Source organism: Serratia sp. CY29653 (assembly GCF_052169255.1).
GTDB classification, from domain to species: domain Bacteria; phylum Pseudomonadota; class Gammaproteobacteria; order Enterobacterales; family Enterobacteriaceae; genus Serratia; species Serratia sarumanii.
Window position 1 is genome coordinate 2,091,826 of sequence record NZ_JBJNLC010000001.1, and the last position, 24,985, is coordinate 2,116,810.

Annotated in this window: 20 protein-coding genes; 10 read left to right on the plus strand and 10 right to left on the minus strand. The window is 58.0% G+C overall.

Going from position 1 to position 24,985, the window contains the following annotated elements:
• Nucleotides 1–8 precede the first annotated feature (8 nt).
• The 3 genes from ACJ8HN_RS10050 to galU all read right to left on the minus strand — a co-directional run bounded on the left by ACJ8HN_RS10050 (nucleotide 9) and on the right by galU (nucleotide 3,422).
• A complete protein-coding gene (locus ACJ8HN_RS10050) occupies nucleotides 9–1,145 on the minus strand; it encodes a polysaccharide export protein (RefSeq protein WP_442523562.1) in 1,137 nt (378 codons plus the stop codon).
• A gap of 433 nt (nucleotides 1,146–1,578) precedes the next feature.
• Complete coding sequence (locus ACJ8HN_RS10055; protein WP_033654957.1) at nucleotides 1,579–2,472, minus strand: sugar phosphate nucleotidyltransferase; 894 nt, start codon at nucleotides 2,470–2,472, stop codon at nucleotides 1,579–1,581.
• A 53-nt stretch (nucleotides 2,473–2,525) separates the two neighbouring features.
• Entirely contained in the window at nucleotides 2,526–3,422 is an 897-nt protein-coding gene (gene galU, locus ACJ8HN_RS10060) for a UTP--glucose-1-phosphate uridylyltransferase GalU (RefSeq protein WP_033638708.1), read from the minus strand.
• Nucleotides 3,423–4,031: 609 nt separating this feature from the next.
• Between galU and ACJ8HN_RS10065 the strand changes: the two genes are divergently transcribed.
• On the plus strand, nucleotides 4,032–5,615 hold the full coding sequence (locus ACJ8HN_RS10065; RefSeq protein WP_033654958.1) for a TerC family protein: 1,584 nt from the start codon (nucleotides 4,032–4,034) through the stop codon (nucleotides 5,613–5,615).
• Between the two features lie 31 nt (nucleotides 5,616–5,646).
• Here the strand turns inward: ACJ8HN_RS10065 and dcuC are convergent, their stop codons facing one another.
• The 4 genes from dcuC to udk all read right to left on the minus strand — a co-directional run bounded on the left by dcuC (nucleotide 5,647) and on the right by udk (nucleotide 10,401).
• Nucleotides 5,647–6,999, minus strand: coding sequence for an anaerobic C4-dicarboxylate transporter DcuC (gene dcuC / locus ACJ8HN_RS10070; protein WP_442523362.1), 1,353 nt, complete (start codon nucleotides 6,997–6,999; stop codon nucleotides 5,647–5,649).
• A 175-nt stretch (nucleotides 7,000–7,174) separates the two neighbouring features.
• Nucleotides 7,175–9,007, minus strand: a complete 1,833-nt coding sequence (gene asmA, locus ACJ8HN_RS10075) for an outer membrane assembly protein AsmA (protein WP_442523363.1) — start codon at nucleotides 9,005–9,007, stop codon at nucleotides 7,175–7,177.
• A gap of 44 nt (nucleotides 9,008–9,051) precedes the next feature.
• On the minus strand, nucleotides 9,052–9,633 hold the full coding sequence (dcd, locus tag ACJ8HN_RS10080; protein ID WP_004938917.1) for a dCTP deaminase: 582 nt from the start codon (nucleotides 9,631–9,633) through the stop codon (nucleotides 9,052–9,054).
• A gap of 126 nt (nucleotides 9,634–9,759) precedes the next feature.
• A complete protein-coding gene (gene udk, locus ACJ8HN_RS10085; RefSeq protein WP_004938922.1) occupies nucleotides 9,760–10,401 on the minus strand; it encodes a uridine kinase in 642 nt (213 codons plus the stop codon).
• A gap of 232 nt (nucleotides 10,402–10,633) precedes the next feature.
• On the opposite strand from udk, the gene ACJ8HN_RS10090 reads away from it, so the two are divergent.
• Entirely contained in the window at nucleotides 10,634–11,263 is a 630-nt protein-coding gene (locus tag ACJ8HN_RS10090; RefSeq protein ID WP_060451424.1) for a phosphatase PAP2 family protein, read from the plus strand.
• A gap of 45 nt (nucleotides 11,264–11,308) precedes the next feature.
• Here ACJ8HN_RS10090 and apbC read toward each other — a convergent pair whose 3' ends face one another.
• The gene (apbC, locus tag ACJ8HN_RS10095) at nucleotides 11,309–12,421 is read right to left on the minus strand and encodes an iron-sulfur cluster carrier protein ApbC (RefSeq protein WP_033646773.1); all 1,113 of its coding nucleotides are present in this window, start codon (nucleotides 12,419–12,421) and stop codon (nucleotides 11,309–11,311) included.
• Between the two features lie 159 nt (nucleotides 12,422–12,580).
• Between apbC and metG the strand changes: the two genes are divergently transcribed.
• From metG to sanA, 8 genes are all read left to right on the plus strand, one after another.
• Nucleotides 12,581–14,608 carry a methionine--tRNA ligase gene (gene metG, locus ACJ8HN_RS10100; protein ID WP_033637732.1) on the plus strand — a complete coding sequence of 676 codons (2,028 nt, stop codon included), beginning with the start codon at nucleotides 12,581–12,583 and terminating at the stop codon, nucleotides 14,606–14,608.
• A 221-nt stretch (nucleotides 14,609–14,829) separates the two neighbouring features.
• Nucleotides 14,830–15,897 (plus strand): sugar ABC transporter substrate-binding protein, encoded by a 1,068-nt coding sequence (locus tag ACJ8HN_RS10105; RefSeq protein WP_442523364.1) that lies wholly within the window; start codon nucleotides 14,830–14,832, stop codon nucleotides 15,895–15,897.
• A gap of 130 nt (nucleotides 15,898–16,027) precedes the next feature.
• The gene (locus ACJ8HN_RS10110; protein WP_033646776.1) at nucleotides 16,028–17,242 is read left to right on the plus strand and encodes an MFS transporter; all 1,215 of its coding nucleotides are present in this window, start codon (nucleotides 16,028–16,030) and stop codon (nucleotides 17,240–17,242) included.
• A gap of 138 nt (nucleotides 17,243–17,380) precedes the next feature.
• The gene (locus ACJ8HN_RS10115; RefSeq protein WP_033654965.1) at nucleotides 17,381–17,788 is read left to right on the plus strand and encodes a CidA/LrgA family protein; all 408 of its coding nucleotides are present in this window, start codon (nucleotides 17,381–17,383) and stop codon (nucleotides 17,786–17,788) included.
• Nucleotides 17,785–18,480, plus strand: coding sequence for a CidB/LrgB family autolysis modulator (locus ACJ8HN_RS10120; RefSeq protein ID WP_033646779.1), 696 nt, complete (start codon nucleotides 17,785–17,787; stop codon nucleotides 18,478–18,480). The genes ACJ8HN_RS10115 and ACJ8HN_RS10120 overlap by 4 nt, the downstream gene beginning before the upstream one ends.
• Nucleotides 18,481–18,617: 137 nt before the next feature.
• A complete protein-coding gene (cdd, locus tag ACJ8HN_RS10125) occupies nucleotides 18,618–19,502 on the plus strand; it encodes a cytidine deaminase (RefSeq protein WP_442523365.1) in 885 nt (294 codons plus the stop codon).
• Nucleotides 19,503–19,723: 221 nt separating this feature from the next.
• The gene (locus tag ACJ8HN_RS10130; protein ID WP_033637726.1) at nucleotides 19,724–21,421 is read left to right on the plus strand and encodes an NAD-dependent malic enzyme; all 1,698 of its coding nucleotides are present in this window, start codon (nucleotides 19,724–19,726) and stop codon (nucleotides 21,419–21,421) included.
• A 169-nt stretch (nucleotides 21,422–21,590) separates the two neighbouring features.
• Complete coding sequence (gene sanA / locus ACJ8HN_RS10135; protein WP_033637725.1) at nucleotides 21,591–22,334, plus strand: outer membrane permeability protein SanA; 744 nt, start codon at nucleotides 21,591–21,593, stop codon at nucleotides 22,332–22,334.
• A 66-nt stretch (nucleotides 22,335–22,400) separates the two neighbouring features.
• On the opposite strand, the gene mglC is transcribed toward sanA, so the two are convergent.
• Together mglC and mglA are read right to left on the minus strand one after the other, a co-directional pair.
• Nucleotides 22,401–23,411 (minus strand): galactose/methyl galactoside ABC transporter permease MglC, encoded by a 1,011-nt coding sequence (gene mglC, locus ACJ8HN_RS10140; protein ID WP_004938953.1) that lies wholly within the window; start codon nucleotides 23,409–23,411, stop codon nucleotides 22,401–22,403.
• An 11-nt stretch (nucleotides 23,412–23,422) separates the two neighbouring features.
• Nucleotides 23,423–24,931 carry a galactose/methyl galactoside ABC transporter ATP-binding protein MglA gene (mglA, locus tag ACJ8HN_RS10145; protein WP_033637724.1) on the minus strand — a complete coding sequence of 503 codons (1,509 nt, stop codon included), beginning with the start codon at nucleotides 24,929–24,931 and terminating at the stop codon, nucleotides 23,423–23,425.
• Nucleotides 24,932–24,985: the final 54 nt, after the last annotated feature.

The window sequence follows — 24,985 nt, forward strand, 5'->3', positions numbered from 1 at the left end:
TCTATGCCCTATGGCCAATTACGAATGCGCAATGTACCTTCAGTCAGGTCATTGAAGCTCGATATTGTAGGTGCCAGCTGACTGATAACACGATTCCAACGGACAATTGGTGCAGCAGTGACATAGACGATATCATAAGGCTGAAGTTGGAATTCTGCCCCCATAACCATGGCTGTCGCATCAGCCATGTTCAACTGATAGATATCAGCTAATTTGCTACCCTGTCTACCATGGAGAGGTCGGATGACAAACACACCGGTTGCATCTGCGGTCGTTTGGCTTATCCCATTGGTATTGCCTAAGGCTTCCGTGAGTGTCATACCACTCCGATCCATTTTCAGTGTCGCTGGTGTTTTAACCTCACCCATAACAAATATCTTAAGATCGTCATTTCGAGGAATATAAAGAATATCACCCGGGTACAATAATCTGTTCTGTGTAAGATCGCCGTTTTGCATCATTTTCTGCAACGATAGGCGCTCTTCTTTACCATTGTGGGTGAGCACGATATTGCGCCAATCGGCATTTTCCGTCAGGCCGCCCGCGACGTTAATTGCATCAAGTACCGTCAAGGGAACATTAGTGATAGCTTGTTGCCCTGACTTCGATACCTCACCAGTAATGTATGCTTTCTGCGAACGAAACGCAGCTATATTGACATCGACCTGAGGGCTTTCAATATATTGAGAAAGCCGACTTGCTATTTCTGAACGAACCTGGGTCGCAGTTTTTCCCGCTACACGAACTTTACCAATATAAGGATAAAAAATTGTACCATCCGATTGGACCCAGTTCCCCGTATCGCTTGCGCTTCGGTATTGGCCTGCTGGTGTAGTCAACTCCGGGTGATCCCACACGGTTACATTAAGGACATCACCAATACCGATATGATATTCGTAACTACGAAGTGCTTGTTCAAGCAACGCGTTCGGCTGAGCGACTACTCGTGGGGCACGAAGCTTGTCAATCAACTTTGGCGTAACCGGATACACATTCACCAGTTCATCGATATTAAAATCACTATCCTCTTGTTTTACCGTTTCTTTTCCTGAGGTGTGTAAATGCTGTCCGGGAAGGATAGTACAGCCACTGAGGATACCGACGGATACAAGTATCGATATAATTTTCAATTTTCTTTTTGCCATCGAGTTATCATCACTTTCAAGTATGTGTTTCAGCAAAGCTGACAAGATAATCCTATCTAACCTTGGCAGCTGATTTGCAATCTAACGAAAATTCCAAGCACAAAGTCATGTGAATTCTGCTCTTGCTCTGTAACATTCATCAAGACGTGCACTCTCTCGTCATTGAGCTATCGTTGAAGTGTCAGAAGGTAGTATTAGGATGGTATGGGAAGACAGGTGGCCATCCTGGCAAATCAAGTACTACGTCTAACACTGGCATTCGCATCTGAAGTCTACGAACTGCCGTTTGGTCGATATCTCTTTCAATCTGCTACAAACTCAGGGTGGAAAGAATCTAAACAATACCGACCATTGGAAGATTTTAATATAAAAATCAATCATGCGAAATGCTGGCGTTTAAGACTCAACCCTCAGTATCATGATTTATAACCTCTTAAAATGCCAACTTTTCTGCCCACTCACGGAAGGCTTTTCCCTGCGTAGGATGGCGCAACCCGTAAGTCACGAACGCCCGCAGATAGCCCATTTTCTCACCGCAATTGAACGACTCACCAACCAATTCAGTGGCCTCTACTATTTGCTGCTGAGTCAGCTCAGCAATAGCATCTGTCAGCTGAATGCGTCCCCAAGCGCCCGGCTCAATTTTCTCGAGAATAGGCCAAATATCCGCAGATAGCGCATATCGCCCAACGGCTGAGTAGTTTGATTTTAGCGGAACATCGCGTCCCGGCTTCTCGATTATTGAACTGATACGCGAAGAATCGCCAGGTTGCAGTGCGTTATTCTCACACTCGACAACAGAATATTCACGCAGAGTATACTCGTCGACAGTTTGAACCAGTATCTGGCTATGGCCCGTTTCTTCGAAACGAGAAATAAGATGCGACAAATTATCTTTTCTCAGATCAGCCTTAGCATCATCAAGCAATACATCCGGTAACAGAACAACAAACGGCGAATCACCGACCAACGGCTTAGCGCAGAGAACGGCATGTCCCAGTCCTTTAGGCTGCCCTTGGCGAATGTGCATCAGCGTCACGCCTTTTGGCGTTATCGACTGCACCTCATCCAGCAATTGCCGTTTCACGCGCGCCTCCAACATCGCCTCCAGCTCGAATGAGGTATCGAAATGGTTTTCAATGGCGTTCTTGGAAGAATGCGTCACCAGGATGATCTCTTTAATCCCCGCCGCGACGCATTCGTTGACAATGTATTGAATCAACGGCTTATCAACGATTGGCAACATCTCTTTCGGAATCGCTTTGGTCGCCGGCAGCATACGCATGCCCAATCCGGCAACGGGAATAACCGCTTTCAACTTCGTCATGGTAGACCTCATTCAATCTCGTGATCGCTTTCAGCCGCGGTGGCGACAACCTGTTACTTTCCTAACGTCTGCTTCAACCAGCGGCTGAAATTCTCACCTTCCGTACCGTGACGCAGACCATACTGCACAAACGCCTTCATATAGCCAAACTTGTCGCCGCAATCGTGGGACTTGCCGCTCATATGGAATGCTTCCACCGTTTGCTCATCCATCAACATCGCAATCGCATCGGTCAGTTGAATCTCATCGCCCGCGCCGGGAGGGGTTTTCTCAAGTAACGGCCAAATATCGGCGGCAAGCACATATCGGCCGACGACGGCCAGATTGGAAGGCGCATCCTCGCGGGCCGGCTTCTCAACCACCGCCGTCATCGGCGCGCTTTCTCCTGCCGCGATCGTCGCGCCAGCGCAATCTACCACACCGTATTTGGACACATCTTGTTCCGGCACCGGTTCAACCATGATTTGGCTGTAACCCGTATCACCAAAACGCTGGATCATTTTAGCCAGATTTTCCTTACGCAAATCCGCCGTAGAATCATCCAATAAAACATCGGGCAACAGCACAACGAAAGGAGAATCACCCACCATTGGCTTGGCGCACAGCACCGCATGCCCCAACCCTTTCGCCTGTCCCTGACGCACCTGCATCACGGTAACGTCCGGCGGGCAAATACTTTGCACTTCACTCAGGAGCTGGCGTTTCACACGCGCTTCGAGCATGGCCTCCAGCTCAAACGAAGTGTCAAAATGGTTTTCAATCGCGTTTTTCGATGAGTGCGTAACCAATACGATATCTTTAATCCCCGCCGCCACGCATTCAGCAACAATGTACTGGATTAAGGGCTTATCGACCACGGGCAACATTTCTTTAGGAATCGCCTTGGTCGCCGGCAACATACGGGTTCCCAACCCCGCAACGGGGATCACTGCCTTGAGTCTTGTTTGCATTTTCATTCCAATTCATCGTAGCGCTGCATTCACCTGCGCAGCGTGAACAAAGGGATTCAATCGGGCACGCTACCGCCCTTGGCTTGCAGCTACCAAAGTACTGTTATGACGTATCCACCACGTCATTGCATGAGCCAAACAATTTTTATGCAAAACGGCTCTCATTCTTCGTTTGAACTGCCATGCCGTTCACAAAAAAGTAAAAAAACCGGTGCCTTTATAACCAAACAATGCTAGTTACTGCCGTTATATGACTAAGATTCTTATACTAATGTCTAAGTGATACAAGCCTTAGATCCCCCCAGCCAGCCGTTTTCAGAATAAGACTACTCATGCCTGATACCGATAAGAATCATAGTCAAGGAAAATTGTTTTAATGTTTTGATTTAAATAAATTTAATAAGGCGTTTCTTTTCTGAGCGCATACATCCCGGTAGATATTTGCGCCCTCCGGCCCCTGGCTCCGTTGGCCACTCGGCGCCGATCGATGTTTGCGGCAATCCTCCTGTTCTGATCCACGTCCTCCCGATTAAAGTTGAATTTTGCCGCCTCAACGCCCATCATTCCCGAGCGGCATAAGCCGTAGAACTTACAGGTGAAATTGGGCGTATGGAATGGATCGCTGATCCAACAATTTGGGCCGGCCTGGCCACGTTGGTCGTGCTGGAAATCGTGCTGGGTATAGACAACCTTGTCTTCATCGCCATTCTGGCGGACAAACTACCAAAACAACAAAGAGATAAGGCCCGTGTCGTCGGTCTGTTGCTGGCGCTGGTCATGCGTCTGGCGCTGCTCGCCTCCATCTCGTGGCTGGCGACGCTGACCAAACCGATGTTCATCGTCGCGGAGCACCCCTTCAGCGGCCGCGATCTGATCATGCTGGTCGGCGGGATATTCCTGCTGTTCAAAGCCACCATGGAGCTTAATGAGCGGCTGGAAGGCAAGGATGAAGAGCAGCACGGCGCGCGCAAAGGCGCACGTTTCTGGCTGGTGGTGGCGCAAATCGTGGTGCTGGACGCCGTTTTCTCGCTCGACTCGGTGATCACCGCCGTTGGGATGGTCGATCACCTGGCGGTGATGATGATCGCGGTCTGTATCGCCATCGGCCTGATGCTGCTGGCCAGCAAACCGCTGACGCGTTTCGTCAACGCTCACCCGACTATCGTTATTCTATGCCTGAGCTTCCTGCTGATGATCGGTTTCAGCCTGGTGGCGGAGGGCTTCGGCTACCACATTCCGAAAGGCTATCTCTACGCGGCGATCGGCTTCTCGGTAATGATCGAGGCATTGAACCAACTGGCGCAGTTCAACCGCCGTCGTTTCCTGTCAAAGGTGCGGCCACTGCGCGAGCGCACCGCCGAGGCTGTGCTGCGCATGCTGAGCGGCAAACATGAAGAAGCGGAGGTCGACAGCCATTCCGCCAACCTGCTGGCGGACAGCGACAGCGAAAACGGCGAGATCTTCAACCAGCAAGAGCGGCGCATGATCGAACGCGTGCTGGGCATGGCGCAGCGCACCGTCAGCAGCATCATGACCTCGCGTCACGACGTCGAATACCTTGAGCTGAACGATCCGCAGGAAAAGCTGACGCAGTTGCTGGAGCGTAATCAGCACACGCGCATCGTGGTGGTGGAAAGCAGCGCCAGCGATGAGCCGCTGGGCGTGATCCACACCATCGACGTCCTCAAACAGCAGCTGGCGCAAGCGCCGCTGGATCTGCGTGCGCTGATACGCCAACCGTTGATCTTCCCGGAACAGCTCACGCTGTTAAGCGCCCTGGAACAATTCCGCCAGGCGCAGACGCACTTTGCCTTTGTGGTCGATGAGTTCGGCTCCGTCGAAGGCGTCGTCACCCTGACGGACGTGATGGAAACCATCGCCGGCAACCTGCCGGAGGCCGGCGAAGAGGTGGACGCACGCCACGACATTCAGCAAAACGAGGACGGCAGCTGGATCGCCAACGGCTATATGCCGCTGGAAGATCTGGTGTTGTACTTGCCGATGCCGCTGGAAGAAAAGCGCGAATACCACACGCTGGCGGGGCTATTGATGGAACACAGCCAGCGCGTGCCGCAAGAAGGCGAACAAATCAGGATCGGTGACTACCTGTTCGAGCCGTTGGAGGTCAACAGCCACCGCATCCTTAAAGTGAAGATCACCCCGCCTCTCCCAGCGGAGGACTACGAGGTTTAACACAAAGGCCGGGCATTGCCCGGCCTTTGTGTTACTGGGGAACCAGCAGCTCCGTCGCCACGATCACCACCACCAGCCCGACAATCACCGGCACCGAAGTGCGCTTCACCACGTCGAACGGCGAGATTTTCGCCATGCCGGAGACCGCCACCACCACACCGGAGACCGGCGACAGCGTGCGGCCGAGATTAGACGCCTGCAGCATCGGGATCACCAGGTAGGCCGGATTCACGCCCATCTGCGCCGCCAGTTTCGGGATCAGTTCGACAAACGCATAGAACGGCGCATTGCCGGAGCCGGTGGTCATGGCCGCCAGCATGGTAATCACCACCAACACCAGCATCATGATCAAACCGCCGGTGCCGAACGACTGCGCCAACCCGATCAATCCGCTGATAAAGCCGACGGTGCTCAACCCCTGCGCGAAGACGCCCGCGGCCACCAACAGCATCACTACGCTGGCGAATGCGTCCGCCATGCCGCGATACGCCACTTCCAGGCCGCTGAATACCTGTTTGGCGCTGAAGCTGCGCACGAACTCAATCAATGCCGCCAACAGTATGCACCCTACCAGCACGGTAATGATGTGCAGCTCCGGCCCCCATTTGCCGTCGAAGATCAGCACGCCGAGGATCGGCGTAAACGGCAGTATCGCGTAGAACCCCGGCGCATGCGTTTTGATTTCGCTGACGTCCACGATGTGATGCTGTTCATCACTCTTCCTGTCGAGATAACGCTGCCAGAAAAAGTGCGCCACGGCCATGCAGACGATGGCGGCAATCGAGATAGGCAGCGTGGTTTTGAACGCGAAGTCCACCAGCGGCATCTCCGCCGCCTTGGCCGCCAGCACCACGTCGCCGGAGGTCGGCGCCAGGATAATCGCCGCCGGCGAAGCGCAAATGGCCGCCGCCGCCCCGCGGCTGATGCCAACGTTCACCATCAATGGGAACAGCGTCGCCATCAGCAATACGCCGAGACCAGTGGCGGAAGAGACCGCCAATGACATCAGGCAAGCGACAAAATAGGCCGCCACCATCAGCAGATAAGGCGAGTTGATCATCTGCAACGGGCGCGAGGCCAGCTTGACGACCACGTCGTTGGCGCCGATATGCGTCATGTAGGCGGCGAAACCGCACAGCATCATGATCATCATGCCCAGATCGCCACCGCGGCTCATCAGCAAGATCTTGACGTATTCGATAATATCGGTCGTGCGCCAGCCGGTAGACGCGGCGCCGGACGGCAACAGCGTTTTCCCCATCAGGGCGCTGATGCCAAGCAGCAGCAACCCGCCCACCATCAAGACGCCGGTGGCGGAATATCCTTTGATGATGTAACGGCCCACGCCCGCCGCCACCGCCGCGCCAATAAGAAGCTCTATCATGTTTCCTCAACTCGTTATGTTTTCGCGCTCAGGCGCATAGTCATAGCAAAATATGCTCTTACTCTGCACAAATCGAGCGTGAGTCTTCATGACCTTCATCAAGGTAACGGAGGGAAATTATCGCGGGAAACGCCGATATTGACGCGAGCCGTAAAACGGCCCGCGTCAGGAGGGATTACAGCTTGTCGAGCAGCTTTTTCAGATCCTGGCCTTCGCGCGAATCCTTGTTCTTTTCAGCCCATTTGTTCAGCGCATCTTTAGCCCGATCCTGCAGCGTTTTGCGCAGCACCTGATCGACCTGCAGTTGGTAATTCAGCCGTTGCCACGGCCCGTAAACCCGCAGCGGGATCGGCGTTTTTTGCAGTTGCTCGATCAGTTCGCCGCGCCCTTGCCAGCCGCCTGTGACGCGCACGTTAAGCGCCATATCGCACTGTTTTGCCGGCATATCGATACTGCCGGCGCCGGTCAACGCCAGCAAAGGCGAATCCGCCGTCAGGCTGCTGAGCTTGACAGTGCCCTGGCTCAGGCTGGCCCGCGCCGAGACGCTTTTGACTTCGGTATAGCGCTGATAGCTGTCTTGCCCGCGCACGCTGTTATCGTTGCGCGCCACCGCCTGTTGGATCAATTGCTGAATGTTCAGGCCGTGCAACTGCGCATCCTGCATTGCCAACTGCGCCGTACCGCGCCAACGGTGCTCAAATGACTGTGAAGAAAGGCGATCGCCGGTCAAATCTCCTTTCATGCTGAATTTGCCGGTCAGCATCTGCGGCATGTCGAAGGCTTTGAGCACCGTGCCGAGCTCAACCTGGTTCAGGGTCGGCTGCACGTTTATCACCGGTTTATTGCCGCGAGCGTCGAGCGTTCCCGGCAAGGAAAAATCGCCGCCGGCCAATTGCCCGGCAAGTTTATGCAGCGTCAGCAGGCCGCGTTGATTATCCGCCGCGACGGCCAACTGGGTAACGTTCATACCGCGGTAGGTCAACTGCGCCGCCTGCAGATTCAGCTGTGCATTGAAATCGCGCAGCGCTTCCAGGTTCTGCTGCCGATCGTCAACCTGGCTGGCGATCACCGGCGCGGCGGTCACGGCGGGCTGCTCGGCGGTATTGGTGCTGGATTGCCAACCGGAAAGCGCGTCGAGATCGAGATTAGCCGAATTCAGGTTCACCACATAGCCGGGCACCGCCCCCAGGCTGGCGCTGATATCGCCGGTCAACTGGCTGTTATTGGCACTGACGTTCAGCTGGCTGACGGCAATCTGCGCCGGCGTCTGCTGATAGACCACCTGAGCATTGCCCTCGCCTTGAATACCGCCGTTCGGAATATCCGCCCCCGCCAATTGGTAATTGAACTGGGTCACCTTGGCGCCGATCTGGTGCGGGAACTGCTGCAGATCGATATCGGCCGCCATGCTGAAGGCCAGGTCGCGCTGATCGCGGTTGACCCGACTGGAGATGTCCAGCCGCGCCTGCCGTTTCTCCGTTTGCTGCAGGGTAAGATTGATGTCCCGGACATTGATTTGCTCGTTGTCGGCGCGCTGCCAAATCAACAGGCTGTCCACGACGCGCAGGTTATCGATATCGAATTTCCAGGCCGCGTCTGCCGCATCAGCGCCGCTGCCGGCCGGCGCAATCGGGGCGTCCACTTGCGAGTGCTCTTCACTGTCGGGGGTGAGGCGAATGACGGCGTTTTTCAACATCACCTGTTTCACAAACAGCTGATGCGACAGCAGCGGCAACAGTTTGACGTCAAGGCGCATGTTTTCCGCGCTCACCACCGGCGCCTTGGCGCCCGGCGCGGTCAGCGTCATGCGCCCGGCCAAAATGCTGAGCTGCGGCCAGATATGCCAACGCAGGTCGCCTTCGAGCGTCAGCTGGTAGCCGCTCTTCTGCTCGACCTTTTTGACCATGTAACCGCGAAAATCATTCGGATTGACCAGCAGTACCAGCGCGGACATCCCCGCCACCACGACCACCAGTAAAATCGCCAATGTCGTCAGTAATCTTCTCATGCCACCCTCTTGTCAGCGCCACACCGACGGTGCATCCCGCGCCGTTAGTCCTTGTCGATTCGACTGGCTACTGCGCCCTGCTGATCGCGATATTTTGCGTCCTGCCGGCTGTTGTATGGCCGGGCCGCCGGGCCGGACAACGGCTCAAAGCTCAAGGCGCCAATCAGCATCCCCGGCCGCAGCGCCAGCGGCAGCTTGCCGGAGTTGTAAAACTCCAGCACGATGCGCCCGTGCCAGCCCGGATCGATACGGTGCGCGGTCACGTGCACCATCAGCCCCAGACGCGCCAGAGAAGAACGGCCGTCGAGCCAGCCCACGAGATCGTTCGGCAGCGTCACGGATTCGAACGTCACCGCCAGGGCCAGTTCGCCGGGATGAAGGAAGAACGCCTCGCCTTCCGGCAGGACAATCTCGTCGCTCATCACGCGATCCAGCGCGGCGCTGACTTCATCTTTCGGCCCGCTAAGATCGATAAAAGGCGCGGTATGGCCGCGGAACACGCGGAACTGATTGCCCAAACGGACATCTACTGTGGCCCCGTTGATGCGTTCGAGCGGCGGGCGCGGGGAAATCACCAGTTTCTCGCTATCCAGCCAGGCTTCTATATCGCGGTCGCACAGTCTCATGTCTTTCTTCTCCATCAAAACGCGTAACTAAACAAAAATTGCCACACAACGGGCGAAAGGTCTACGTCGGGGTGCAAATAGTTGGCCGCCGGCCGGAAATGCGCATTTCCGGCCATGTAAGCGGCATTATTCAAAGAATTGGCTGATTTTGGCTTTCAGAATATCGATCGCGATGCGGTTTTTGCCGCCGCGCGGGACAATGATATCGGCGTATTGTTTGGAAGGTTCGATAAACTGCAGGAACATCGGGCGCACGGTTTTCTGGTATTGCGCCATCACCGAATCCATCGAGCGGCCGCGCTCATTGACGTCGCGCTTCATGCGGCGCATCAGGCAAATATCGAGCGGCGTGTCGACAAAGATCGAGAAGTTCATCTCCTGGCGCAGGCGGATATCCGTCAGCAGCAAGATGCCTTCCAGAATGATCACTTTTTTAGGTTCGAGATGGACGGTTTCTTTCTTGCGCGTATGCTCGGTGTAGCTGTACAGCGGCAGCTCGATCGCCTTGCCGGCTTTCAGCATTTGCAGATGCTGGAACAGCAGGTTGTGATCCATGGCGCTCGGGTGGTCATAGTTGGTTTTGACCCGTTCTTCCATGGTCAGGTGAGTCTGGTCTTTATAGTAACTGTCTTCTGGAATAACGCCGATGTGCTCATCGCCGACCTGCTCGCGGAGTTCGCGGTACAACGTGCTGGCGATAAGGCTTTTTCCGGAGGCAGATGCGCCAGCTATACCAATAATGACGCACTGATGCGGATTGTCAGTCATAAAATTAAAGACCTGATTTCGTATTGTGAAGGGGGGGAACTAAAACGCGACAATTATAGGGAGTCGCCGGGGATTGCGCCACTGTATATTGCGCGGCGGCGAGCGAATTCGGGCTGCCACGCCACGGGCACGCGGCATTTTAAGAATCTCGCGGCTAGGGCAACGCGCCGTAACGGGTTACACTCCCCGGCGCTGACTTTTGCTCCCCGCCCCCCTTTCATCGGAGATTGATGTGCTGGATTGGTATTTTCTGACTTTTTTCGGCGACAGCATGTTGTTGCTGCCCTGCGCGCTGATTCTGTTTTTATTGCTGCTCATGTCTCCCGCCACCCGCGCGGCGGGTTGGCAGTGGGCGCTGATCTTCGGATTCACCGGCGGGGTGGTCTGCCTGTCCAAACTGGCCTTTATGGGCTGGGGCATCGGCAGCGAGCGCTTTGATTTCACCGGATTCAGCGGCCATTCAGCCCTCGCGGCCAGCATCTGGCCGCCACTGCTCTGGACGTTGAGCGGCCGATTTTCCCACCCGATACGCAGCATCGCTTTGCTGACCGGGTGGATATTGCCTTTTACCATCGGCGTGTCGCGGCTGGAAATTCGCGTGCACTCGGTATCAGAGGTGATCAGCGGGCTGATTTTAGGCTACCTGGCCAGCGCACTGTTCCTGCGGCTGCAACGGAACAAAGCGCGCCCGCATCTCTCCTGGCCGCACTTCGCCATCGCGCTGGCCTTGCCCTTGGCGCTGATGGGGCAGCGGCAGCCGGCCCCCACCCAGGGATTGCTGGAGCATATCGCCAAAACGCTGGCGCAGATCGAACGCCCTTATACCCGGGCAGATTTGCACAACCCCACCCGCATCCCATAAAAAAACCCGGCGCTTGAGCCGGGTTCTTGCAGTGCGATAGGCAGATTACAGCGCGCGGAACGCGATCTCCGTCGGGATCGCCTCGCCCTGCCAATACATCTGCGCGGCCACGCGGCCGGCCAGTTGACGATACATCTCGGCGAATTCGCTGTCCGGGCGGCTGATCACCGTCGGCGTACCGCGATCCAGGTCTTCGCGCAGCGAAATATGCAGCGGCATCTGCCCCAGCAGACGGCTGTGGTATTTCTGCACCAGCTTCTCGGCGCCGCCGGTGCCAAAGATCGGCTCATGGTGGCCGCAGTTGCTGCAGATATGCACGCTCATGTTCTCCACGATGCCCAGCACCGGCACATGCACTTTCTCGAACATCACGATGCCCTTGGCGGCATCCAGCAAGGCGATATCCTGCGGCGTGGTGACCACCAGCGCGCCGGTTACCGGAATGTTCTGCGACAGCGTCAGCTGGATGTCGCCGGTGCCCGGCGGCATATCCAGCACCAGATAATCCAGATCCGGCCACAGCGTATCCTGCAGCAGCTGCATCAGCGCCTTGCTGGCCATCGGGCCGCGCCACACCATGGCGTTGTCGTCGGTCACCAGATAGCCGATGGAGTTGGTCGCCAGGCCGTGCGCCATGATTGGCGCCATGTGCTGACCGTCCGGCGAAGTCGGCCGCTCATGTTCGGTGCCCAGCATGTTGGGGATCGACGGGCCGTAAATGTCGGCGTCCAGAATGCCGACCTTGGCACCCTCGGCGGCCAGCGCCAGCGCCAGGTTGACGGCGGTGCTGGATTTGCCCACCCCACCTTTGCCGGAGCTGACGGCGACGATGTTGCGCACGCCTTTGATGCCGGCCTGGCCGTTGGCGCGTTTCAGCGTCGTGATGTCGTGTTTCAGCTTCCAGTCGATGGCGGAAGCGCCGGTCACGCGCAGCAATTCGGGGCCGACGCTCGCCTGCAGCGCCTCAAAACCGCTCTGCCAGGCAAACGGCATCGTCAGTTCTATATGCAGCACATCGTCCAGCAACGCGCAGTGATGAATGGCCTTCAATGCGGTCAGGTTGTTTTTCAACGTCGGGTGTTCAAAGGCGGCCAGTACACCGGTCACCAGGGCGCGCAGAACTTCGGGGTTGGTCTGCTCAGGGGATTTTGCGTTCATCCCGGCTCCTTGATTTTGAATGGGTAGCTTCCGGCTAAGCATATCAGAACTGCGCTGCCGCTGACGCATATAACCTGCAAGAAACCGCCCTAGCAGCGAAGGGCGCGATCGGTTAACATCGAAGGCCCTTTTATTCATTACAGAAAGCAAGTTCTCACTATGGCTCAAGTCGCGAAAAAATTATTGGTGACGTGCGCGCTACCGTACGCAAATGGTTCCATCCATCTCGGCCACATGCTCGAGCACATCCAGGCGGATATCTGGGTGCGTTACCAACGAATGCGCGGCCACGAAGTGCATTTCATCTGCGCGGACGACGCGCACGGCACGCCGATCATGCTGAAAGCGCAGCAGCTGGGCGTGAAACCGGAAGAAATGATCGCGGAGATGAGCCAGGAGCACCAACAGGATTTCGCCGGCTTTGGCATCAGCTATGACAACTACCATTCGACCCATAGCGATGAAAACCGCGAGCTGTCCACCCTGATTTACAGCCGCCTGAAAGAAAACGGTTTTATCAAGAACCGCACCATTTCTCAGCTGTACGATCCGGAGAAAGGCATGTTCCTGCCGGATCGTTTCGTGAAAGGCACCTGCCCGAAATGCAAATCGCCGGATCAGTACGGCGATAACTGCGAAGTGTGCGGCGCCACCTACAGCCCGACGGAACTGATCGATCCGAAGTCCGTGGTTTCCGGCGCGACACCGGTGATGCGCGACTCCGAGCACTTCTTCTTCGACCTGCCGGCCTTCAGCGAAATGCTGCAGGCGTGGACGCGCTCCGGCGCGCTGCAAGAGCAGGTGGCGAACAAAATGCAGGAGTGGTTCGAATCCGGCCTGCAGCAGTGGGACATCTCCCGCGATGCGCCTTACTTCGGCTTCGAGATCCCGGATGCGCCGGGCAAATACTTCTACGTCTGGCTGGACGCGCCGATCGGCTACATGGGCTCCTTCAAGAACCTGTGCGACAAGCGCGGCGATCTGGACTTCGACGAGTTCTGGCGCAAAGACTCCACCACCGAGCTGTATCACTTTATCGGCAAGGACATCGTCTACTTCCACAGCCTGTTCTGGCCGGCGATGCTGGAAGGCAGCAACTTCCGCAAACCGACCAACCTGTTCGTGCACGGCTACGTGACGGTGAACGGCGCCAAAATGTCCAAATCGCGCGGCACCTTCATCAAGGCCGGCACCTACCTGCAGCATCTGGACGCCGACTGCCTGCGCTATTACTACGCCGCCAAGCTCTCTTCACGCATTGATGACATCGATCTCAATCTGGAAGACTTCGTGCAGCGCGTAAACGCCGATATCGTCAACAAGGTGGTGAACCTGGCGTCGCGCAACGCCGGCTTTATCAACAAGCGCTTCGGCGGCAAGCTGGCCGACAGCCTGGCCGATCCGGCGCTGTACCAGACCTTCGTCGACGCGGCGCAGAGCATTGCCGAAGCTTACGCCGGCCGCGAGTTCAGCCGCGCGATCCGCGAAATCATGGCGCTGGCCGATCTGGCCAACCGCTACGTGGATGAGCAGGCACCTTGGGTGGTGGCGAAGGAAGAAGGCCGCGACGCCGATCTGCAGGCCATCTGCTCGATGGGCATCAACCTGTTCCGCGTGCTGATGACTTACCTGAAGCCGGTGCTGCCTTCGCTGACCGAGCGCGCCGAAGCGTTCCTCAACGCCGAGCTGAGCTGGGACGCAATCCCGCAACCGCTGCTGGGCCATCAGGTGAACGCCTTCAAAGCGCTGTTCAACCGCATCGATCTGGACAAGGTCAGCGAGATGGTCAACGCCTCAAAAGAAGACATGGCCGCCGCCAAGCCGGTGACCGGTCCATTGGCCGATGATCCTATTCAGGAAACCATCACCTTTGACGACTTCGCCAAGGTGGACATGCGCATCGCCCTGATCAAGAGCGCCGACTTTGTCGAAGGCTCCGACAAACTGCTGAAGCTGCAGTTGGATCTGGGTGGCGAATCGCGCCAGATCTTCTCCGGCATTCGCTCCGCGTACCCGGATCCGAAAGCGCTGGAAGGCCGCCTGACCATCATGGTCGCCAACCTGGCGCCGCGCAAAATGCGCTTCGGCGTTTCGGAAGGCATGGTGATGGCGGCGGGCCCCGGCGGGAAAGAGATCTTCCTGCTGAGCCCGGACAGCGGCGCGCAGCCAGGCATGCAGGTCAAGTAACCGCGCCGGCGCGTTACATCAAGGGTCGAGCTTGCTCGGCCCTTTTTAATGCCTCAAACCCAAGGTTATAAACAGTAAGAAAACGTCATAACCGCTCTGATTCCCTCGCCCGCCGTATCCCGCTATGATGCTCAGCAACAACAAATAGACGTCCAGACAGAAAGACTGCTATAACAGACCTTCACCGGGACCCTTTACCCGCTTTTTTGGAGCCTATAATAATGAAAAACCTCAAGACTTCACTGCTCGCCCTCAGCCTGCTGGCCGCCCTGCCGCTGCAGGCGGCGGAAACCGCCGCCGTGCCTGCCGCCATCGCTCAGCATCAGGGGCCGGTGCGCATCGCGGTGATCCGCAACCTCGGCTCCGACGACAACACCACGCAATTCTTGGCGGGCACCATTCAGGAAGGGCGCAAGCTTGGCTTCAAGGTGGACACTTTCCTCAGCAACGGCGACGACGCGCGCTTCCAGGACTTCGTCAACCAGGCTATCAGCCAGAAATATGACGGCATCATTCTCTCGCAGGGGCGAGCCCCCTATTCCACCGAGCTGGTCAAACGCATCGCGGCGGCCGGCATCGCCGTCGCGGCTTTCGATACCGACGTCAGCGGCAGCGTTCCCGGCGTCACCGTCTCGCAACAGGACGACGCTTCGCTGGCCAATGCCTCCTTCGGCCAGTTGGTGAAGGATTTCAACGGCCAGGCCAACATCATCAAACTCTGGGTAGCCGGCTTCCCGCCGATGGAACGCCGCCAGGCCGCCTATCAGCAGCTGCTGAAACAGCATCCGGGCATTCACGAGCTGGAATCGATCGGCGCGGTCTCCTCCGACGTGCAGGGCGATACCGCCAACAAGGTGGGCGCGGTGCTGGCGAAATACCCGAAAGGCAAGATTGACGCCATCTGGGGCACCTGGGATGCCTTCACCCAGGGCGCTTACAAGGCGCTGAAAGAGAACGGCCGCACCGAAATCAAGCTGTACAGCATCGATATCTCCAACCAGGACTTGCAGCTGATGCGCGAGGCCGGCAGCCCGTGGCAGGTCAGCGTGGCGGTGGATCCGAAGCTTATCGGCGCAGTCAACCTGCGCCTGGTGGCCAACAAGATCGCCGGGGAAAGCACGCCGGACAGCTATCAGTTCAAAGCGACGGTCATTCCGCAAGCGCTGCTGCTGGCGCAGCCGGGGCCGGTCAACGTCGCCGGGCTGGCGAAGATCATCCCCGGCTGGGGCAGCAGCAGCGATTTCGTCCAGCCGTGGTTCGCCACGCTGCAGGCCGAACACGGTAAATAGTGCTGTTTTTGACGAGGCTGGCGACGCAGCCTCTGTTTTTAACCTAATTATCGGCTTTCCCCTTCCGTCCTCGCCAAAATACGCTATGTTATCTGCATCGCCCATAACTGTATGCATAAACAGGCTTCGAATGAAGGGATTCCCCTCGCTGATCAACGTACTGCTGGCCAGTTCACTGGTGTTGACCATCGGCCGCGGCGTGACGCTGCCGTTCATCACCATCTACCTCACCGAGCATTTCCATCTGCTGCCGAAGAGCGTGGGCGTGATCCTGGGCGTCAGCCTGACCCTCGGCATCCTTGCCAGCCTGTACGGCGGCTATCTGGTGGACAAATTCAGCAAAAACCGCCTGATCCTGCTGTCGATTGTCTTGTTTGCGCTGAGCTTCTTCGCCATTCCCTGGATCCCGCGCCCCGGCGGCGTCATCGTGGTGCTGGCGATCCTGCATACCTGCTATTCGGTGCTGAGTATCACCATCAAGGCCTGTTTCGCCGACTGGCTGCCGGTCGAGCAGCGCATCAAGGCTTTCTCTATCAACTACACGTTGGTCAACGTCGGCTGGGCGATCGGCTCTGCGCTCGGCGTGCTGGTGGCCGGGCTTAGCCCGCTGCTGCCATTTTATCTGTCGGGCGGGTTGGCGCTGGCGACGGTGGCGGCGCTGAGCCTGCGCTTGCGCGGCCGGGAACAGCGCCCGGCGCCAACCGCCGCCGCACCGGCGGCGCTCCCCAACTTCCGCCAGACGGTGACTATCCTGCGCAGCGATCGGCGGCTTATCTACTTCACTCTCGGCAGCACCCTGGGCGCCGTGGTGTTCGGTCAGTTCACCGGCTATCTGTCGCAGTACCTGATCACCGTCTCCAGCGCCGAGTTCGCCTACAAAATCATCGGGCTGGTAATGATCGTCAACGCCGGCATCGTTATCGCCCTGCAATACTTGCTCAGCCGCGGCATGCGCCAGGAAAACATGCTGCGCTGGCTGGTGCTGGGCACGCTGTTTTTCATCGTCGGGCTGCTCGGTTTCATGATGGCCGGCCAGGCGGTCTGGCTGTGGATGGTGGCGATGGCGGTGTTTACCCTCGGCGAAATCATCGTCATTCCGGTGGAATACATGTTCATCGACTTTATCGCGCCGCCGCATCTGAAAGGCAGCTACTATGGGGTACAGAACCTCAGCGCGCTGGGCGGCGCCATCAACCCGGTTCTGAGCGGTATGCTGCTCAGCTATGCCGCGCCGCCGTTGATGTTCGTGATGTTGATCGTTTGCGCGCTGCTTAGCCTGCTGTTTTTCTTCCTTGGCCATCGGCTGGCAGAACAGGCTGCGGCAACCGCCGAAGACGCGCGCTGAATCCGCGCGTAGCGGCCATTCCGGGCTGTCAACCCGCCGATCGGGCATGGCGCCCATAGCGAGAATTCATGGCGCGATCTGTGGCATGGCTCACAGTTTAATTGTATGATGAATGCATCGGTTAAACGGGAAAAGACAATGGCCAACGTGCTCACACTATGCTGGAAATACCTGAGGGCTCTGCTCCTCATCTACCTTTGTCTGTTCGTTGGCAACGCGCTGGCGGCGCTGCTGCCGTTCGCCATTCCCGGCAGCATTCTCGGCATGCTGCTGCTGTTCGCCCTGCTCTCTACCCAGATTATGCCGGCCAAATGGGTTAAACCCGGCTGCCATCTGCTGATCCGCTACATGGTGCTGCTGTTCGTGCCGATCGGCGTCGGGGTGATGAAATACTACGACCAGATCGTCGCGCATCTGGGCCCGCTGGTTATCTCTTGCCTGATCAGTACGCTGATGGTGCTGGTGGTGGTCGGCTATACCTCACATTATTTTCATCGCGAGCGCCGCATCGCCGGCAAACCCGACGACACGGAGGGTAACTCATGATCCATGAAATCTGGTGGTCGCTGCCGCTGACGCTGGCGGTCTATTTCGCCGCGCGCTGGCTGGCGCGCAAGCTGAATATGCCGCTGCTCAACCCGCTGCTGGTTTCCATGGCGGTGATCATCCCGCTGCTGCTGCTCACCGGCATCCCCTATGAGCGTTACTTCCTGGGCAGCAAAATCCTCAACGATCTGCTGCAGCCGGCGGTCGTCGCGCTGGCCTTCCCGCTGTATGAGCAGTTGCACCAGATCCGCGCGCGCTGGAAATCGATTATCGCGGTGTGCTTCATCGGCAGCCTGACCGCCATGATCAGCGGCGGCGCCATCGCCCTGTGGCTGGGCGCCACGCCGGAAATCGCCGCCTCTATCCTGCCGAAATCGGTCACTACGCCGATCGCCATGGCCGTCGCGGACTCACTCGGCGGCATTCCGGCGATCAGCGCGGTCTGCGTCATTTTCGTCGGTATCCTCGGCGCCGTGTTCGGCCATACGCTGTTCAACCTGTTGAAAATCACCACCCACTCGGCGCGCGGCCTGGCGATGGGCACCGCGTCCCACGCGCTGGGCACCGCACGCTGCGCGGAGATGGACTACCAGGAAGGCGCTTTCGGCTCGCTGGCGCTGGTGATCTGCGGCATCATCACCTCGCTGCTGGCACCGTTCCTGTTCCCGGTGCTGCTGCACCTGTTCAGTTGAATAGGGTAAAACTTGCGATACATCTCGCATTTATGTATCTCATTGCACTAATTTCATCAATTAAGAGACATTAATCACACTTTAATGTCTCTGGCCTGCCTAGAATGTTATCCCGTTAACCTGTAGAGAGACTTTCTATGCACCCGCGTTTTCACACCGCGTTCAGCGCACTGCCCGCGACACTGCAATCCGCCCTGCAGCCCTATCTGGACGCGCCTGACTTTCCGGCGATGTTCACGGCCGAGCAAGCGGCGGCGATCCGCACAAGCTGCGGGCTGGACGATGATGCGCTGGCATTCGCGCTGCTGCCGCTGGCGGCGGCCTGCTCGTTAACCCCGATATCGCACTTCCACGTCGGCGCCATCGCGCGCGGGCAAAGCGGCAACCTCTATTTCGGCGCCAATATGGAATTCAGCGGCGCGCCGCTGCAGCAATCCGTGCATGCGGAACAGAGTGCGGTAACGCACGCCTGGCTGCGCGGCGAAAAAGCGCTGGCCTCGGTCACCGTCAACTACACGCCGTGCGGCCATTGCCGCCAGTTTATGAATGAACTGAACAGCGGCGGCGAGCTGCAGATCCGTCTGCCGGGCCGCGCGCCGGCCACGCTGGCGGACTATCTGCCGGACGCCTTCGGCCCGAAAGATCTGGATGTCGCCTCGCTGCTGATGGACGAGGTCGATCATGGCCATCAGCTGGCGCTGAACGATGCGCTGGCACAAGCGGCGCTGGCGGCGGCCAACCGAAGCCACGCGCCGTACAGCAACGCCCACAGCGGCGTGGCGCTGGAAACGGCGGACGGCATCATCTACGCTGGCCGCTATGCGGAAAACGCCGCCTTCAACCCGAGCCTGCCGCCGCTGCAGGCCGCGCTGATCCTGCTGAACATCTCCGGCGGCGACTGCCTGAACATCCGCCGCGCCGTGCTGGCCGAACCGCAGGAGGCGATCATCAGCCAATGGGACGCCACCCGCGTCACCCTGGCGGCGCTGGGCTGCCAAAACGTCAGCCGCGCCGCGTTCTAAGCGCTCAACGGCGGAGCCATCCGGTTCCGCCGCTAACAGCCCCGCCCGCCAAGTACAATGCCCCGACGCCGCCGGAGACACTTTCTTTAGTTAAAAAATCATTTGATTGTCGATAATTACGCCAACCTGGTTCATCATCTGGCAACAAATGCTGTACATCTGCTCTTTATCTCTTAGGATCGTCGGCAATAAAGTTATCTGATACGTGAAGAGTAAAACTGATGGAACTAGAATACGAAAGCAAACGCCCGCTCTACATCCCTTACGCCGGCCCGATTCTGCTGGAATTTCCGCTGCTGAACAAAGGCAGCGCTTTCACCGAGGAAGAACGTAGCCACTTCAATCTGCACGGCCTGCTGCCGGAAGCGGTGGAAACCATCGAAGAACAGGTGGAACGCGCCTACCGTCAGTATCAGGATTTCAAGAACGATAACGACAAGCACATCTACCTGCGCAACATCCAGGACACCAACGAAACCCTGTTCTACCGCCTGTTGGACTCGCACCTGAGCGAGATGATGCCGATCATCTACACCCCGACCGTCGGCGAGGCCTGCGAGCACTTCTCCGATATCTATCGCCGCGCGCGCGGGCTGTTCATCTCCTACCCGAACCGCGATCGCATCGATGACATGCTGCAAAACGCCACCAAGCAGAACGTCAAGGTGATCGTGGTCACCGACGGTGAGCGCATTCTCGGTCTGGGCGATCAGGGCATCGGCGGCATGGGCATCCCGATCGGCAAGCTGTCGCTGTATACCGCCTGCGGCGGCATCAGCCCGGCCTATACCCTGCCGGTAGTGCTGGACGTCGGCACCAACAACCCGCAGCGCCTCAACGATCCGCTGTACATGGGCTGGCGCCATCCGCGCATCTCCGGCGAGGAGTACCACGCCTTCGTCGAAGAGTTTATTCAGGCGGTCAAACGCCGCTGGCCGAACGTGCTGCTGCAGTTCGAAGACTTCGCGCAGAACAACGCCACCCCGCTGTTGAATCGCTACCGCGATGAGATCTGCTGCTTCAACGATGACATCCAGGGCACCGCCGCGGTCACCCTCGGCAGCCTGATCGCCGCCAGCCGCGCCGCCGGCAGCCAGCTGCGCGATCAGACCGTCACCTTCCTCGGCGCCGGTTCCGCCGGCTGCGGCATCGCCGAGCAGATCATCGCGCAGATGAAGTCCGAAGGGTTGAGCGAAGACGAAGCGCGCGCCCGCGTGTTCATGGTCGACCGCTTTGGCCTGCTGACCGACAAACTGCCGAACCTGCTCGACTTCCAGAGCAAGCTGGTGCAGAAGAGCGACAACCTGGCCGGCTGGGAAACCGCCAGCGACGCCATCTCGCTGCTGGACGTGGTGCGCAACGCCAAGCCGACCATTCTGATCGGCGTGTCCGGCCAGCCGGGGCTGTTTACCGAAGAGCTGATCCGCGAGATGCACAAACACTGTGAACGCCCTATCGTGATGCCGCTGTCCAACCCGACCTCGCGCGTGGAAGCCCGTCCGGAAGACATCATCAACTGGACCGACGGCGCCGCCCTGGTGGCGACCGGCAGCCCGTTCGCGCCGGTGAGCTATAAAGATCAGCTGTACCCGATCGCCCAGTGCAACAACTCCTATATCTTCCCCGGGATCGGCCTCGGCGTGCTGGCCTCCGGCGCCACCCGCGTCACCGACGCCATGCTGATGGCCGCCAGCCGCGCGCTGGCGGACTGCTCGCCGCTGGCCACCGACGGCCACGGCGCGCTGCTGCCGAATATCGACGATATTCAGGGCGTGTCGAAGTGCATCGCCATGGAAGTGGGTAAAGCCGCGCAGCTGCAGGGCGTGGCGATCGTCACCTCCGAAGACGCGCTGTCGAAAGCCATCGAACACAACTTCTGGCGGCCGCAATACCGCAGCTACAAGCGCACCTCGTTCTGAATGGCGCGCTGAAATGACCCAGCCCGGCTCCGCCGGGCTTTTTTGTGCGACAAAAACGCCGAAAAATGCGGCGGCGCGCGTGCTTCAGGCGGTTCACGTCTTGCGTAGGTCGGTCAGGTAAAGTAGCCTTGATCCATCTTTTTCAGCCCGGCGCGCGTAAGGCAACAACATGTGGAAACGCCTGATCATCAGCCTGTTCATCTTCATTGCGGTGTTGATGGGTTCGGCTATTGCGCTCGATCGCTGGATCAGCTGGAAAACCGCGCCTTACGTCTACGACGAACTGCAGGCATTGCCGCACCGCCAGGTCGGCGTGGTGCTCGGCACCGCCAAGTATTACCGCACCGGGGTGATCAACCAGTACTACCGTTACCGCATTCAGGGAGCGATCAACGCCTATAACAGCGGCAAGGTGAAATACCTGCTGCTGAGCGGCGACAACGCCCAGCAAAGCTATAATGAGCCGATGACCATGCGCCGCGATCTGATCGCCGCCGGCGTGGCGCCGAGCGATATCGTGCTGGACTACGCCGGCTTCCGCACCCTGGACTCCATCGTGCGCACCCGCAAGGTGTTCGACACCAACGATTTCATCATCATCACCCAGCGCTTCCACTGCGAGCGCGCGCTGTTCATCGCCCTGCACATGGGCATTCAGGCGCAGTGCTACGCGGTGCCGTCGCCGAAAGACATGATGACGGTGCGCGCCCGCGAGATCTTCGCCCGCCTGGGCGCACTGACCGATCTCTATATCCTCAAGCGCGAACCGCGCTTCCTCGGCCCGCTGATCCCGATTTCCGCCATGCACACCGTACCGGAAGACGCCCAGGGCTATCCCGCCGTTTCGCCGGAACAGCTGGTCGAGCTGGAGCACAAGCTGAAAGAAGAGAAGCAGAAAGCCAAACAGCCCTGACGCGGCAAACGCCCAACAGAAAGGCCGGCATATTTTGCCGGCCTTGTCGTCTGTACTGCGGTAAATCTACTTCTTCTTGGCGTATTTCAACGAGTCCAGCGCCACGGCGAAGATGATGATGCTGCCCTTGATGATGTACTGCCAGTACGGGTTGATGCCGATATAGGTCAGGCCGTAGTTGATGACGGTAAAGATGATCACCCCGGTCACCACGCCCCACACCGTACCCACCCCGCCGGCGAAGGAGACGCCCCCCACCACGCAGGCGGCGATGGCGTCCAGCTCGTACATAAAGCCGAGGTTATTGGTGGCGCTGCCGATGCGCCCCGCTTCCAGCAGGCCGCCGAAGGCGTAGAACACGCCGGACAGCGCATAGATCATGATCAGGTTCAACGGCACGTTGACCCCGGACACCTTGGCCGCTTCCGGGTTGCCGCCGATGGCGAAAATGTTCTTGCCGAAGCGGGTCTTGGTCCACAGGATCCAGACGAATATGATGGCGATCAGCGCATAGAAGGTAATGTACGACAGCTTAAAGTCGCCGAAGCGCAAGAAGCCCTGGGCAAAGGTGGAGAACTTCGGATCGAAGCCCGCCACCGGCGAAGCGCCGACCGAGTCGTAATACAGCGAGTTGATGCCGTAGACGATGATCATCGTGCCCAGGGTGGTGATGAACGGCGTCACGTTGAGATAGGCGATAATCAGGCCGTTAACCAGGCCGATCACCGCGCCGACCGCACACACCAGCAGGATAACCAGGGGAATCGACCAGGTTTCCATGTGCGGGAACACCTTGTTGACGTTATCCATCGACTGCAGCAGCGTGGCCGCCACCACCGCCGCCAGCCCCACCTGCCGCCCGGCGGACAGGTCGGTGCCCTGGGTCACGATCAGCCCCGCCACGCCCAGCGCGATGATGATGCGCACCGAAGACTGCGTCAGGATGTTGCTCAGGTTCATCAGGCTGAGGAAAGTCGGATCCTGAATGATGATGATGGCCAACAGCACCAGCAACACCACGTAAATGCCGCCTTCCTTGAAATAGGTAAATAAGGTTTTTTTATTTAGCGCGTTCATAATTCCGATCCTTAAAGGTGCAGGGAGGCGAGACGTAAGATTTCATTTTGCGAGGTCTGTTTGGTGTTAACGATGCCCGCAACCTGACCATTGCTCATCACCAAAATACGGTCGGTGATCCCCAAAAGCTCCGGCATTTCGGACGAGACGATAATGATCCCCTTGCCCTTCTTCGCCAGTTCGGTCATCAGCTGATAAATCTCGAACTTGGCGCCCACGTCGATGCCGCGCGTCGGTTCATCCAGCATCAGGATCTCCGGCTGCGTCAGCAGCCAGCGGCCGATGATCACCTTCTGCTGATTGCCGCCGGACAGCGAGCCGATATGGGTGTGATGCCCCGGCGTTTTCACCCGCATGGCGTCGATCACCCACTGGGTGTCGCTCTTCATCCGCGCGTTATCCAGCAGGCCGAGCTTGTTTTTATAATTGCGGATATTGGAGATCAGCGAGTTGAAGCCCACGTCGAGGTAGGCGTAAATCCCGGTGGATCGGCGCTCTTCGGTCACCAGCGCAAAACCGTGGTTGATCGCTTCGTTGGCGCTATGGTTATCGATCGCTTTGCCGTGCAGCTTGATGGTGCCCGCCACCTTTTCGCGAATGCCGAACAGCGTCTCGACGATATCGGTGCGTTTGGCGCCCACCAGCCCGGCGATGCCGAGGATCTCGCCTTGGTGCAGATCGAAGGACACATCGCGGATCGAGGGCTGGCGCAACGACGTCAGGTTTTTCACCTCGAGGATCACCTCACCCGGCGTGTTCTGCCTGTCGGGGAAGCGCTGGCTGAGCGAGCGGCCGACCATCATGGCGATGATCTTGTCCATATCCAGCCCTTCCAGCGGCTGGGTGGCTATCCACTGGCCGTCGCGCAGCACCGTTATCTCATCGCACAGTTGGAAGATCTCTTCCATCTTGTGCGAGATATAGACGATGCCGCAGCCCCGCTCTTTCAACTTGCGGATGATGGTGAACAGGTGATTGACCTCTTTTTCCGTCAGCGAGGAGGTCGGTTCATCCATGATGACGATTTTGGCGTCGTACGAGAACGCCTTGGCGATCTCGATCATCTGCATCTGCGACACCGACAGGTTGCCCACCTTTTCGCGCGGGTTGATGTCGATATCCAGCTCGTCGAAGATCGCCTGGGTGTCTTTGAGCATTTTTTCCTGATCGACGAACAGGCCTTTGGTCGGGTAGCGCCCCAGCCACATGTTGTCCATCACGGTGCGCTGCAGCACCAGGTTCAGCTCCTGGTGCACCATGGAAACGCCGTGTTCCAGCGCTTCCTTCGAACTCTTGAAATCGATTTCCCGGCCCTGAAATACAATGCTGCCGCTGTCTTTTTTATAAATGCCGAACAGGCATTTCAGCAACGTCGATTTACCCGCGCCGTTCTCCCCCATCAGGGCGTGAATCGAGTGCGGGCGGACGCGTAAATTGACATTGTCCAAGGCTTTGACGCCGGGAAATGACTTACAGATATCCGTCATTTCCAGCAGAAATTCGCGTGAGCTATCGGCCATAAATACACCTGGCTTAACTGTCTTGCAGTCGTAAACATCCCCGCCGGCGGTATT